Source organism: bacterium, assembly GCA_030685015.1.
Lineage (GTDB): Bacteria > CAIWAD01 > CAIWAD01 > CAIWAD01 > CAIWAD01 > CAIWAD01.
This window is the reverse complement of record JAUXWS010000097.1, coordinates 1-12,268: the sequence shown is the minus strand read 5'-3', so window position 1 is coordinate 12,268 and position 12,268 is coordinate 1. Positions and strand designations below refer to the sequence as shown.

Here is a 12,268-nt window from a genome sequence, read left to right as displayed (position 1 = left end):
AGTCTCCTTCCCCCTCCCAGGGGGAAGGTCGGGATGGGGGTTCATGGTGACCGCGCAATCTCCTTCCCCCTCCCAGGGGGAAGGTCGGGATGGGGGTTCATGGTGACCGCGCAATCTCCTTCCCCCTCCCAGGGGGAAGGTCGGGATGGGGGTTCATGGTGTACCAACGAGTCCCTCCACGCCTGACGCAACACGCTCGCCGCATGCGACGCGACATGACAAGCTACGAGCGATGTTTATGGAGCATGCTCCGCAAAAAGCAATTGAACGGCCTTCGCTTCAGACGCCAACATGTTGTGGGGCCATACATCGTGGACTTCTATTGCGCAGAACACCGGCTTGCCATCGAACTTGATGGGGTGCAACATCAGGTGGACAAGTCACAGGATGAGAGAAGAAGCGCATGGTTGAGTCAGCAGGGAGTGCGCGTGATCAGGTTCCAAAACAACGATGTCAGCGACAGGCTGGCATGGGTGCTTGGCGAGATCTGCCGCGCCGCTCTGGATCCGAACGATGCTCGGCTCCGCAAACCCCCATCCCGGCCTTCCCCCTGGGAGGGGGAAGGAGTCAGAACTCCTCCCCCACTTTGATGCGCAAGGCCACGCCCTCCGCCCCATAGGCGAGGTCGGCGCGGGCGTTGAGACGCTCGCCGGGCAGGAGGGCGAAGCGCCCGCCCAGCCCCAGGCTCGACTTCCAGGGGCCGGCCGCCAGGTCGCAGCCCCGCGCCCCCACCTGCCCCGCCTCCACGAAGCAAACGAAGCCGGAGCGCGCCGCCAGCCAGCGGCCCGGCCGGGTGGGCAGGGTGAAGGGCAGGTCCTGGCGCCACTCCAGTCGTGCCGCCGCTGCCCAGCGGTCCTGGAAGCGCATGTCCTCCACGGCGCGCAGCCACTCGCCGAGGCGGGGCAGGGTGCGGAAGGAGGGGGCGCCCCCGCGGCCCTCCAGCGCAGCCTGGACGGCCAACACGCCGGGGCCGTGACGCTGGTAGCGACGCAGGTCCAGTTGCCAGCGCGAGTAGTCCCAGCGGCCGCCCAGCCAGGAGCCGTGGCGCAGGGCACGCCCCTCCGCCAACCAGCCGGCGCCGGGCCACACCGTGTCGTCACGGATGTCCCAGGCCACCTCCGCGCCCAGCCCCAGGTCCCGCCCGTCATCGTTCGCGAAGGCGAAGGCGGGATCATGCTTGGTGAAGCTCTCCTGGGAGCCCAGGGCATGGACGCCGCTCCACAGGTCCCCGGTCAGGCGCCGCCGCAGGCGCAGCTCCAGCTTGACGCGCTCCACGGTGAAGTCCACCGGGGTGGAGGGACTGTCCGGTCCGATGCCGTGCCAGGAGGCCGGCCAGTGCTGGTAGCTCAGTTCGCCCAGCAGGCTCAAGCGGTCCCCCGCCCGCCACAGCTCGGGACGCAGGCCCAGCTCGGCCTGTCCCCGGGCGCAGAGGGTGGCCCAGGCCGCCAGCTGGTCGGGGCGGTCCAGGCTGTCCTGCCGCGTCACCCACTGCAGCCAGGCGCCGCCGATGGCCCCCGTCTCCGGCATGTAGGCCACCACGGGCAGGAGGGCGGGAGCGGCCCCGGCCGGCGCCGCCGCCAGCAGGAGCAGGGCGGATAGCAGCAGGCTTGGCTGGCGGCGGAAGAGCGCCATGGCATCCTCGACTGGCCGGTCGGGCCGCGCGTCGTGCGGGCCGCGCCGACGCTTCAAGGTGAGAAATCGGACGCTCCCCCTCAGGCAATTTGAATACGCCTGTTGGACAACGGGATCCATGCTTATCCACGAGAAGCTGTGGGGAGGAGCTTTCGGCGGGAGCGAGCCATTTCTATGTTCTAGCAAGAGGTCCCCCCGGCGCCCTCCCGCCATCAGACAGCCCGATCCCGGCCCGGCCGGGAGGAAAAGGAGCCATGCCCGATTTCGTCCACCTCCACAACCACAGCCACTATTCCCTGCTGGACGGCGCCGCCCGGGTGGACCAGCTGGTGCGGCGCTGCGTGGACAATGGCATGGACGCCTTCGCCCTCACCGACCATGGCAACCTCTACGGCCTGCTCGATTTCTACAAGGCGGCGCGCCAGGCCAAGGTCAAGCCCATCATCGGCTGCGAGGTCTACATGGCCTCCGGCCCACGCACGGAGCGGGTCAAGACCACGGGCAGGAAGCCCTACCACCACCTGGTCCTCCTCGCCAAGAACCAGGAGGGCTACCGCAACCTGCTGCGCCTGGTCAGCGCCGGCTTCCTGGAAGGCTTCTACTACCGACCGCGCATCGACTGGGAGTTGCTCCAGCGCCACCACGAGGGACTCATCGCGCAGACGGCCTGCCTGGGCGGCGAGATCAACCAGGCCCTGCTCCGTTCCGACTGGGACGGGGCCCGCCAGACGGCCCTGGCCTACCGCGAGCTGTTCAAGGACGACTTCTACCTGGAGATCCAGAACCACGGCATCCCCGAGGAGGACATCGCCCGGGCCCGCATGAAGGAGCTGGCCCACAGCCTGGCCATTCCGCTGGTCGCCACCAACGACATCCACTACCTGGACCGCGGCCACGTCCTGGCCCACGACATGTACATCTGCATCCGCGACCAGAAGCAGCACGACCCGCGCAACATGCGCTACAACACGGACCAACTCTTCTTCAAGAGCGCGGCCGAGATGTACGAGGCCTTCGCCGGCTTCGAGGAGGCTTGCCGCATCACACGGGAGATCGCCGACAAGTGCGACGTGACTCTCGACTTCGACACGCGCCAGCTGCCCGTCTTCCCCATCCCGGTGGCCGACGCCCACCTCTCCCTGGACGATTACTTCGCCCAGGAATGCCGCGCCGGCCTGCTGCGCCGCTACGGTGACGCCGCGCCCGCGGGCGCGGCCGAGCGCCTCGAGTACGAGATCGGCGTCATCCGCAGCATGGGCTTCGCCGGCTACTTCCTCATCGTCAAGGATTTCATCGACTACGCCCGCGCCCACGACATCCGGGTCGGCCCCGGCCGCGGCAGCGCGGCGGGGTCCCTGGTCAGCTTCGCGCTGGGCATCACCAACATCGATCCGCTGGAGTTCGATCTCCTCTTCGAGCGCTTCCTCAACCCGGAACGCGTCTCCATGCCCGACATCGACATCGATTTCGAGGACCGCCACCGGCAGGATGTGATCGATTACGTCAAACGCAAATACGGCGAGAAGAACGTCACCCAGATCATCACCTTCGGCCGACTGATGACGAAAGCGGTGATCAAGGACCTGGGCCGCGTGCTGGGGCTCTCCTTCGCCGAGACGGACCAGATCACCAAGCTCATCCCGCATCGGATGGCCGCCGACAAGAAAGTCCACCTGGCCGACGTGCGCCGCGAGGTACCCGAACTGGATCAGCTGCTCAAGACCGACCCCCGTTACGAGCAGATGTGGCGCAACGCCGAGATCCTCGAAGGGCTCAATCGCAGCTCCGGCGTGCACCCCGCCGGCGTGGTGATCACGCCCGGCCCCCTCGAGGACTTCGTGCCCCTCCAGCGGGCGGGCGGCATGGACGGCGACATCACCACCCAGTGGGACGGCACCTGGATCGACGAGGTGGGCCTCCTCAAGATGGACTTCCTGGGCCTGCGCGCCCTCACCATCATCAAGGAGACACAGCGCCGCCTGGCCGAGCGCGGCGTGGAGCTGGACATGGAGGCCATCCCCAAGGACGACGCCCGCACCTTCGAGCTCTTCGGTCGCGGCCAGACCCTTGGCGTCTTCCAGTTTGAATCGAGCGGCATGTGCGAGTACCTGAAGAAGCTCCAGCCCCAGCGCCTGGACGACCTCATCGCCATGAACGCCCTCTACCGGCCCGGCCCCATGGACAACATCCCCCTCTTCATCGAACGCCGCCACGGCCGGCAGGAGGTGCGCACCCTCCACCCCGTCATGGAGAAGTTCCTCGAGCGCACCTACGGCGTCATCGTCTACCAGGAGCAGGTGATGCAGATCGCCCAGGCCGTGGGCGGCTTCAGCCTTGGCCAGGCCGACGAGATGCGCCGCGCCATGGGCAAGAAGAAGCTCGAGACGATGGCCCGCATGAAGGTGGATTTCGTCAAGGGCGCGGCGGAGCGCGGGATCGCCGCAGCCACTGCGGGCGAGGTCTGGGACCTGCTGGAGAAGTTCGCCAGTTACGGCTTCAACAAAAGCCACAGTGCCGCCTACGCCTGGCTGGCTTACCAGACGGCTTATCTCAAGGTCAACCACACCGCCGAGTTCCTGGCCGCCGTGATGACGGACGAGATGGCCGAGACGGAGAAGATGATCGTCTTCCTCGAGGAGTGCCGGCGCTTCGGACTGCCCGTGCTGCCGCCCGCCGTCAACGAGTCGCTGCGCGAGTTCCGCGTGGTGGAGGGAGGCATCCGCTTCGGCCTGGGCGCTGTCAAGAACGTGGGCGACACCGCCATCCAAAGCCTGGTCAAGGCCCGGGAGGAGGGCGGACCCTTCACCGACGTGTTCGACCTGGCGGCCCGCGTGGACGCCACCCGGGTCAACCGCAAGGTGCTGGAGAGCCTGATCCAGGTGGGCGCCCTGGACTGCCTGGATCCGCGCCGCGCCACGCTCTTCGCCAACGTGGAGCAGCTGCTGCGCTACGCCGCCGTGCAGAGCGAGGAGGCCTCGCGCAACCAGATCAGCATCTTCGGGGAGTCGGAAGCCGTTTCCGTGCCGCCGCCCATCCTCGACGAGGCGCCGCCCTGGGACGAGGCCGACCGCCTGGCGCGGGAAAAGGAGCTGATCGGCATCTACGTCAGCGGCCATCCCCTGGAGCAGCACCGCGAATGGGTGGAAGCCTTCTCCACCTGCCGCCTGGACCGCGTGGACAGCCTGTCCGACGGAGCCCAACTCCTCGCCTGCGGCATGATCAGCGCCTTCCGCACGCTCATCAACAAGAAGGACAAGAAGATGGCCCTGGGGGCGATCGACGACTTCGCGGGCAGCCTCAAGTTCATGGTCTTCGAGGAGCAGTTGAACCTGGCCGGCGACACGCTGGGCAAGGACTCCCTCTGCGCCCTACGCGGCCGGCTTTCCGTCAAGGGCGAGGACGACCGCATCCTCATCGTCGAGCAGGCCTACCCGTTGGAGGAGCTGCTCGAGCGCGCCGCGCGCCGCCTCACCATCGAGCTGGACAAGACCCATCTCGATCCCGCCCAGCTCGACACCCTCGAGCGGGTGCTGCGCGCCCACAAGGGTGAGGCCGAGGTCCATTTCCGCCTCGTGGCCGGCGACGGCCAGCCGGTGGGCTTCAAGAGCGACAAGTTCAAGGTGGCCATCACGCCGCCCCTCCTGGCCGAGCTGAAGGACTGCCTGGCAGGCCACCGGGTGACGGCGAGTTAGTCACCCCGGCGCCCCGGCGTTCTCGGGCGGAATGACCGGGTCCGGGAGTTTCTGTGGCGGGGCGGGGAGGCGAGGCGCCGGGCCAGATGCGCGTGGACTTGCCCCCATCCGCATGTGATATTCCCCTCCGGGCCGGCCGCCCTCCGGGCCGGCCGCCCTCCGGGCGGCCCCGGCACCGGCGATGCCCCGCGACAGGAGGAGGTCACATGCCCGCGATGCTGTCGCGTCTTCTTCATGCCATCCTGCCGCTCGTCCTGGCCTGCTGCGTCTCCGGCGCCGCGCGGCCTCTGCCGCTGCCCGACCTTGATCCCGCCCGCCGTGGCAGTCTGCTGGCCTGGCTTCAGGCCAACGGCCGCGCGCCGGAGAACTACGTCCTCGCTCGCTTCGAGACGAAGGACGTGGTCTGCCTGGGCGAGTACCACCGCATCCGCCACGATGTGGAGTTCGTCCAGGAGGTGATCCGCCGCATGCCCGCCGCCGGCGTCGAGGTCTTCGCCTGGGAGGCCGACCGCGCGCGCCCGGCCGGGACTCCGACCCTGCGTGTGCTGGGGATGGGGGACTCGCCGGACTGGAGCCTGATCCGCCGTCCGGAGGATTGGGACAACGGCGCGATCCGCCGCGCCGTCTGGCGGGGAGGCGGCGAGCGCTTCTGGGCGCAGGCGATCCTGAAGGAGGTGGAGCGGGGCCGCAAGGTCCTTGTCCACTGCGGCATCCACCACGCCTTTTCCGCCTTCGGCCAACCCATCGTCGTCGACGGCCGCTTCGTGCGCTTCGAGGACGACCGCATGGGCCAACACCTCCGCGCGGCCCTGGGCGACCGTGTCGCCACCATCTCCCTGCACGCGCCCTGGCCGGGCCGGGCAGGTTACGACGCCGACGACGTGCGTCCCGTCGAGGGCGTGATCGATGCGTTGCTGGCGCAGCTGCCACCCGACCGGCGCCGCTTCGCTTTCCACACGCGCGGCACGCCCCTGGGCGAGCTGCCCGCGAGGGACGCCGTCTACAGCCAGGGCGGCGAGGCCTTCACGCTGGCGGACTTCTGCGACGGTTACGTCGTCCTCGCCGCCTTCGACGACTTCAAAGGCGTGCGCGTCATCCCGGGCTTCATCAACAAGGGCAACCTGGAACGCGCCCGGCTGGGCATGCCCAATCCGCTCTGCCGCACCTGGAGCGCCGGCAAGCTGATGCGCGACATGGCGCGCGACGCCGATGCGTCCCGTTTCCACCCGCTGCGGGCCAAGGGCGCGCCGGTCGCGAGGACAGCGCAACCATGACGCGACTTGTGGGACCGGCACGCCTCGCGGCCCTTTGCGCCGGCCGAGTGCGCGAGCACCGCGACGCCGAGGGGCTCTGGTCCAGCGCCGTGTTGAAGTCGCCCCTTTCCGGCCCGGCACTGGTGACGGAGCGGGGCCTGGCCGGCGACGAGGTGCAGGACCACCTGCATCATGGTGGCGCCGACAAAGCCCTGCTCTGCTACAGCGTCGCCCACTACCTGCGTTGGCGCGTCGAGACCGGCCTGGAGCTGGTGCCCGGCGCTTTCGGCGAGAACCTGCTGCTGGAGGGCTTGGACGAGGAAGGCGCCTGCCTGGGAGACACCTGGGCCGCCGGGGAGGCTCTATTGCAGGTGAGCCAGCCGCGCGTGCCCTGCTGGAAGCCGGCCCGCCTCTGGGGGCGGCCGACCCTGGCGCGGGAGATGGCGGAGAGCGGCCGCACCGGGTGGTATCTGCGCGTGCCACGATCCGGCCGGCTGGAGGCCGGGCAGGCCCTCACCCTGGCCGACCGCCCGCATCCGGACTGGAGTGTCGCCCGCTGCTGGCGCGCCTACCTGGCCCGCCACTCGGCGCCACGCGACTGGATCGAGTTGCAGACCCTGCCGGAGCTGGCCGCCGCCTGGCGGGAATGAATTGCAGCAACATTTCGACTACTCAAGGACGTGAGGATTTCACATGAGCGATTCATTCATCCCTGCCGCTTATTCAAGGGCTCTCGAGCAACTCAGGCGGATTGCTGAGAATGAGCGCACGAGTGGGCGTCTTGAATCGATGAAGGCGACCGGTCATGAGGTAAGGGAGTACTTCGCACCGTACTTCAAATCTGAAGGCTTGGCCAATCTCACCGCCGAACAGTTCCTGCGCCTGCTCTGGTATCGCTACAACAAACATTGGCAAGGATTGCAGCGACTGGGCGGCAGCATCATTTCCGACATGCCGGCACTACGCGCGGCCATCCGAGAACTGCTGGATGAGTCACGTCCCATCGCCGAGCGACTTGATTCGTTGCTGCCGAACGGTCGCCCAAGGATTCTCAGGCTTGGCAAGGCTGTCCTCACACCTATCCTGATGATTGTCTACCCAGACCGCTATGGCGTCTGGAATGCAACGTCTGAGGGAATGATGAGGCAGGTTGGCTTGTTGCCGGAATGGCCTCGAGGCACAAGCAAGGGTGAGCGGTATCGGCGCATCAACGAACTCCTGCTTGAGCTCTCGCGAGATGCGGATGTTGACTTGTGGTGCCTGGACAGCCTATGGTGGCAGATGGGAGAAACAATCGGCACAGATCTTCCAGTGGACACCATGCGAACAGGATCCATCGAGACACCACCATCGACATGCTCCGGCACGTTCGGTCTGGAACGTCACCTCCATTTCTTCTTGCGGGAGAACTGGCATCTGACCGAGTTGGGTCGCGACTGGTCGCTCGTTGAGGATGATGAGGGGAATGTCGACGGCGCAGGGAGTGAGCGCATCACGCCCATTGGCCGCATAGATCTCCTGGCCAAGCACAGGACGGAGCCGCGCTGGCTGGTTGTAGAGCTGAAACGGTGGCAGGCTGATGACCAGACAGTGGCTCAGCTGCTGCGCTATATGGGATGGGTGAAAACCGATTTGGCGACAGTAGATGAGCAGGTCGAGGGTCTGATCATTGCCAGCGAGGAGACCAATCGCCTGCAATACGCGCTGAAGCCTGTCCCTTCTGCCAGCTTCATGCGCTATGAAGTGGATTTTCGCCTGGTCAGAGGAAGATGAGGTTGAGTCTCTGACACCCTTCGGGAGGCAGAAGACGCCCGGTCAATGGCCGGGCGTGTTGTCTGTCCGATGGATGTGTCCGCTCAGATCCTGGGTGCCAGCTGCTCCAACTCCAGGGGGCGCCCGCTCATGACGATCTCGTGGTTCATCCTCAGGCGCGGCAGGGCGTCCGCCAGGAAGCGGCGCGCCACTTTGCGCTTGTAGTCCCACTTCTCCGCCTGGGCCAACAGCAGCCAGCCCACCAGGTGGTCGAGGGCGATGTCCACCAGGCGGCGGGCCATCAGGTCGCGGTACTCGGGGCCCTTTGCCTTGACGAAAGCCGTCGCCTCGTCGACGAGCGGACGCGTCGCACGCAGCAGGGCGGCCAGCTCCTCCAGCTCGGCATCGGCCCAGAGGCGCCCGGCATAGGGCTCGAGGATGGCGGCCAGCTCGCCGCGGATGAGGCGCAGCACGGCCCAGTCGATCTGGATCTGGCTGGTGCCCTCGTAGATGTTGGTGATGCGCGCGTCCCGGAAGAGGCGCTCCACCGGGTAGTCCTTCATGAACCCGTTGCCGCCGTGCACCTGGATGGCCGTGCTGGTGACCATGTTGCACAGCTCCGACGCGTAGTATTTGATGAGGGGCGTGAGCAGGTCGGCGCCGCGTCCGTACTTCTTCTCCTCGGCGCTCAGGCCGCGCTTCTCCGCCGCCTCCTGCATGTCCACGTAGTAGCTGGTGGCGAAGAGAAGGGCGCGCATGGCCTCCACCGCCACGCGCATCTCGGCCAGCATCACGGTCACGGCGGGCAGCTCGCGGATGGGCTTGCCGAATTGCTCGCGCTCGCCGGCGTAGGCCTCCGCCTCGCGCAGGGCCGCCTCCGAGATGCCCACCGCCTGGGCCGCCACCCCCAGCCGCGCCGCCGCCATCAACCAGGCCGTGTAGCGCGTCAGCCCGTGCCCGCGCCGCCCGATGAGCCGGGCCGGCGCCTTGTCGAAATAAAGTTCGCAGGTGGGGCTGCCATGGATGCCCAGCTTCTCCTCGATGCGCCGCACCTGGACGCGCTCGCCGCGGGTGACCAGGAAGAAACTGAGGCCGCGCCCACCACCGTACTTGGCCGGATCCTCGCTGCGCGCCAAGACCAGCAGGATGTCGCCGCAGCCGTTGGTGATGAAGCGCTTGCTTCCCGTCATCGTCCAGGTGCCGTCGGGGCCCTCCTCCGCCTCCAGCTGCGAGCGCGTCCGCACGGCGGCCAGGTCGCTGCCGGCGTCGGCCTCGGTCAGCACCATCGCCCCGCTCAGCTCGCCCGCCGCCATGGGCGGCAGGATCTCGGCCTTGATCTCCTCGCTGGCGAACTGCTGGATCGTGTCGGCGATGCCCTGCAGGCCGAAGAAGTTCATCAGGCTGGCGTCGGCGCGGCTGATGATCTCGGTCGCGGCGCTGTAGAAGGTCTTGGTGAAGCCCAGGCCACCGAAGGCCGGGTCCACTGTCAGGCCGCAGAGCTGGGCGTCGCGCAGATCGTCCAGGTTGCGCTGCAGCGCTTCGGGGAAGACGACGCGCCCGCCCTCGAGGCGGCAGCCCAGGCGGTCCACCTCCTCCGCCCGCGGCGCGATACGCTGGGCGGCGATGGCGCCGATGGGGTCGCCCAGCATGTCCAGGTTGGCGGCGCGGGCCTCCTCCACGCTCTCGAAGGGGGACTCCGCCTGGCCCACGTCGCCGCGCAGGGTGCAGATCCCCTCCCAGTCAGTCATCGTCTCCATGACGAAGCGCAGATCCGGGTTGTCCTGGAAGAAATTCTCGCTGGTGACCATTATTCCTCTCGCGCTGGGACGAACACGACTACAACAGGGCGGCTATATGAGCAGCTCCACCAGCTTGGGCACCACCGTGGTGAGATCCCCCACGATGCGGTAGTGCGAGACGCGGAAGATGGGGGCGGCGGGGTCGTTGTTGATCGCCACCACCGTCTTCGCCTCGCGGATGCCCACCAGGTGCTGCACGGCGCCGCTGATGCCGCAGGCAATGTAGAGGTCGGGCCGCACCGTGACGCCCGTTTGCCCGATCTGGCGCTCGGCGCTCACCCAGCCGGCGTCCACGCTGGCCCGCGTGGCGCCGATCTCGCCGCCCAGCTTCTCCGCCAGCCGCTCCAGCATGGTGAAATGGGCGGCGCTGCCCACCCCGGCGCCGCCGCCGATGATGACCCGCGCATCCTTCAGGTTGACCGTCTTGCGGGCCACTTCGCGGCGCTCGACGGCGCCCCGGAGGGCCTCGGCCGGCAGTTCCGCCGCGCGGACCTCCGCTTCGCCGGTGGATGCGCCCGGCGGCCGGGTCGCCGCCACGCCGTCCTTCACCGTGGCCAGGACCGGGCCGGCACCCGTCGGCTCATAGGCGGCCCGCACGCGGGCGTCGAACTCCGTCCGCAGCAGGCGCAGGCCGCCTCCGCCCGCCTCGATGCCGTCGCAGTCGACGACACAGGCCGCTTCCAGCAGGGCCGCGGCCAGGGGCGCGAGGTCGTTGCCCACCGTGCTGGCCGGCAGCAGCACCAGGCCGGGGTCGCGCTCCCGCACCGCGGCGGCCAGGGCGTGGGCGGCGGGCAAGGCGACGTGCTCCCGCAGCGTGGCGTGCTCGAAGGCCAGGACCCGCCCCGCGCCGCGGGTCAGGACCACAGCGGCCAGGGGCGCCAGCTCCTCGCCCAGGAGCAGGGCCTCTGTCTCGCCACCCAGGCTGCCCGCCAGGGCGAGGGCCTGCAGGGAGAGGTCGGTGACGCCGCTCTCGTCGTGCTCGATGTAGACCAGCGTTCTCATGAGCGGATCTCCTGCAGCATGGCCCTCAGGGCCGCCTCGTCCTCCGGATCCACCTCCCGCGTCTCCACCTGCCGCATGGGCAGCGCCGTGAGGCCGGCCAGGCGCACGCGGGCCAGCCCCGACCCGTCGCCCAGGCCCAGCTCGGCGGCGCTCCACTCGGGGATGGGCGCCTTCTTCAGCTTGAGCTTGAGCATGGCCTTGGCCGAGCGCGGGGTGCGCGGATCGTCCTTGAGCAGGTAGACGCCCAGCGCCAGCACGGCCGGCAGCGGAACGCGCACGAACTCGCTCCCCATTTCGATCTCGCGGCGGCAGAGGACGCTCTGCTCCGTCAACTCCGCCAGGCTGTCCACGTAGCTGACCTGGGCGTGGCCCAGGCGGCCGGCCAACTCGCCCGCCAGAAGGGAGTTCTCGCCCTCGGGCACCGACACACCCAGCAGGATCAGGCTGTGCTCCCCCAGGCGGCGGATGGCGGCGGCCAGCAGGGCGGCGCTGGCGGCGCTGTCCAGTGGACCGGCCGGCGGCACCACGCGCACAGCCTCGTCGGCGCCGCGGTAGAGGCACTCGCGCAGCACGTCAAGGTCCCCGGCCGGCGCCAGCGAGAGGGCGGTCACGCGGCCGCCCTCGCGGTCCTTGATCTGGAGGGCCTGCTCCAGGCTGTTGAGGTCCTCCGGCTCGAGACGGCGGGGCAGGGCTTTGAGCGCGCCGCCCTCGGTCAGCGCCCCGCCGATGATGTCGCGCGTGTCCCAGACCTCGCGCACGACAACGACGATGTGATACGGCACGACAATCCTTTCAGTTTTGCGGCGCCAGCGCCGCACTCTTGCACCTTTCTTCTGGCGAGAAGAAAGGTGGCGCCAAAGAAGCGATCTCCAAGACATCATCGGCCCTAACTAGCCCGCCTCACGGCGGGCGTCGGACAGAGGGCCGCGTCAGGTGAATCGACAGCCCATGTTCTCAGTTCAGGCCGTGGCCAACCGCAGGATGGCCACGGCCTTCACCTCAAGCGGCCATGCCTCATTCCTGGCGAAGCAGCACCTGGCATGTCAACGCCCTCTTTTCGGCCTCGTCGTGCGTCGCGACTGACCGCCGCAGCGAAGCGAAGGCGGGAAGTATGCGCGCGCAGAGGCCGAAGAGATGG

9 protein-coding genes are annotated in these 12,268 nt (G+C 68.3%); 5 read left to right on the top strand and 4 right to left on the bottom strand.

Annotated elements, in window-relative coordinates:
• Positions 1-155: 155 nt before the first annotated feature.
• A complete protein-coding gene (locus Q8O14_13945) occupies positions 156-590 on the top strand; it encodes a DUF559 domain-containing protein (GenBank protein MDP2361829.1) in 435 nt (144 codons plus the stop codon).
• Here the strand turns inward: Q8O14_13945 and Q8O14_13940 are convergent.
• Positions 568-1,632 carry a BamA/TamA family outer membrane protein gene (locus tag Q8O14_13940; GenBank protein ID MDP2361828.1) on the bottom strand — a complete coding sequence of 355 codons (1,065 nt, stop codon included), beginning with the start codon at positions 1,630-1,632 and terminating at the stop codon, positions 568-570. The genes Q8O14_13945 and Q8O14_13940 overlap by 23 nt on opposite strands.
• Positions 1,633-1,886: 254 nt before the next feature.
• Here Q8O14_13940 and dnaE point away from each other — a divergent pair, with 254 nt between their 5' ends.
• The 4 genes from dnaE (at position 1,887) to Q8O14_13920 (ending at position 8,350) form a co-directional block, all read left to right on the top strand.
• Entirely contained in the window at positions 1,887-5,324 is a 3,438-nt protein-coding gene (dnaE, locus tag Q8O14_13935; protein ID MDP2361827.1) for a DNA polymerase III subunit alpha, read from the top strand.
• A gap of 206 nt (positions 5,325-5,530) precedes the next feature.
• Positions 5,531-6,598 carry a hypothetical protein gene (locus Q8O14_13930; GenBank protein ID MDP2361826.1) on the top strand — a complete coding sequence of 356 codons (1,068 nt, stop codon included), beginning with the start codon at positions 5,531-5,533 and terminating at the stop codon, positions 6,596-6,598.
• Entirely contained in the window at positions 6,595-7,227 is a 633-nt protein-coding gene (locus Q8O14_13925; protein ID MDP2361825.1) for an MOSC domain-containing protein, read from the top strand. Before Q8O14_13930 ends, Q8O14_13925 begins: the two co-directional genes overlap by 4 nt.
• Positions 7,228-7,270: 43 nt before the next feature.
• A complete protein-coding gene (locus tag Q8O14_13920; protein MDP2361824.1) occupies positions 7,271-8,350 on the top strand; it encodes an endonuclease NucS in 1,080 nt (359 codons plus the stop codon).
• Between the two features lie 83 nt (positions 8,351-8,433).
• Here the strand turns inward: Q8O14_13920 and Q8O14_13915 are convergent, their stop codons facing one another.
• Genes Q8O14_13915 through Q8O14_13905 form a run of 3 tightly spaced genes read right to left on the bottom strand, consistent with a single transcriptional unit; the run spans position 8,434 to position 11,912 of the window.
• Positions 8,434-10,137 (bottom strand): acyl-CoA dehydrogenase family protein, encoded by a 1,704-nt coding sequence (locus Q8O14_13915; protein ID MDP2361823.1) that lies wholly within the window; start codon positions 10,135-10,137, stop codon positions 8,434-8,436.
• A 42-nt stretch (positions 10,138-10,179) separates the two neighbouring features.
• On the bottom strand, positions 10,180-11,130 hold the full coding sequence (locus Q8O14_13910) for an electron transfer flavoprotein subunit alpha/FixB family protein (protein MDP2361822.1): 951 nt from the start codon (positions 11,128-11,130) through the stop codon (positions 10,180-10,182).
• A complete protein-coding gene (locus Q8O14_13905) occupies positions 11,127-11,912 on the bottom strand; it encodes a hypothetical protein (protein MDP2361821.1) in 786 nt (261 codons plus the stop codon). The genes Q8O14_13910 and Q8O14_13905 overlap by 4 nt, the downstream gene beginning before the upstream one ends.
• Between the last annotated feature and the right edge of the window lie 356 nt (positions 11,913-12,268).